Origin of the sequence: Paracoccus sp. S4493 (genome assembly GCF_000967735.1) — a bacterium.
GTDB lineage: Bacteria > Pseudomonadota > Alphaproteobacteria > Rhodobacterales > Rhodobacteraceae > Paracoccus > Paracoccus marcusii.
Genome location: NZ_JXYF01000213.1, coordinates 1 through 1371, shown reverse-complemented (window position 1 = coordinate 1371; position 1371 = coordinate 1). Strand labels below are relative to the sequence as shown.

The following is a 1371-nucleotide window of genomic DNA, read 5'->3' as shown; positions in this document are numbered from 1 at the left end:
GTGAGGGATACAGTTGCTAGTATGAAAGGGGCGTCGGTTTATAACCATTTTTCCGACGCCCAAGCCACTTTAGATAAAGTCGAAGACCCCGTTTAAGAGAACTGAGTCACCGCTACCGAAATTGAGAAGCGTTCCATCACGGACCTCTGTGGCGCTGTAACTCCTTCCACCGAGGTCCAGGGTATCGCGGCTGCTCTCGAATCCGTAGACGATATCGGCACCATCACCAGCCCGGAATATAAGCACGTCGCTTGCCCCGTCGCCATTGTGCCCGTCTCCAATCCAGATGCGGTCATCTCCTTGGCCACCCTGCACAGTATCACGGCCCATTGACCCGTCCAAAGTATCGTTGCCTCGGCTGCCCACCAACCTATCGTGACCCCATCGCGTGTTGAAGTTTACGCCAGCCCCGGAACTTGAGATCACAGCGCCCGACGCGTCGATGACGTCGTTGCCTGCATGCGTCCAGCCAAGTTCGAAGTTGTCGAAGCGCAGTGTCGCGGTCCCGCCGATACTGGTGCTGGCATTGCCTGAAAACGCTCCGTCAGACAGGACACGATCAACCGTGACACTGACACCCTCGATGCCAACAGTGTCATTGTTGGAATAGATGTCGCCGCGTTTGATCCAGATGTTGATCAGGTCGTTTCCTGAGCCGCCGTCGATCGTATCATTACCGGGGTTGTGGTTGGCATCACCGTTACCCCATCGGATGTTTTCGTCACCGGCACCGCCATAAATCAGGTCATTGCCGGTACTGGAGTGGATGAAATCATTCCCGCCATCGCCGTTGATGGTATCGTTGCCCGAGCCGCCATCAATGACATCGTCAAACTGCGATCCTGAGATCCGGTCATTTCCTGCACCGGTAAAGATCGACAGACCGTGGGCGGGTACACTTCCACCGGAACTATTTACGGTCGCATTTGTCGCCACGACAACGTCGTCGCCGGTGGTACCAAAAATACGCTCAATACCCGTGAATTCCAGGCGGTCATTCCTGCTCTGAACGCTGCCACTATCTGTCGAGTGCATGTCGATGCGCAGACCGGCCGAACCGTCCAGAATCAACCTGTCGCCGCCAGGATTACCAGGTGTATAGGGGTTAGCATCGTACCGCTCTGTCCCGGTGCCGCCATGGTAGGTATCGTTGCCCACCCCCGGCTGCCAGTAGAATGTATCTAGCCCTTCAAGACCCCAGACTATGTCTGATTGTGTCGTGCCCCGCATTGTATCGTCGGCATTCGAACCTCTTATTTCATTGATATCGGCTGCCGGCGGTATTGGTGTGGGAAGGGGCGCAGGCGTAACCGTGGGCGGTGTGCCGTTCAGGTCTTTCGGGACGGCGCCGTTGAAGAGGAAGTTGGCGGT

Annotated in this window: 1 protein-coding gene; it reads right to left on the bottom strand. The window is 56.2% G+C overall.

All coding sequences use genetic code 11. The features are described 5' to 3' along the window. Positions 1 to 69 precede the first annotated feature (69 nt). Positions 70 to 1371 (bottom strand): calcium-binding protein (locus tag TW83_RS16405; RefSeq protein WP_157001696.1); only part of this gene is annotated, 1302 nt, incomplete at its 5' end.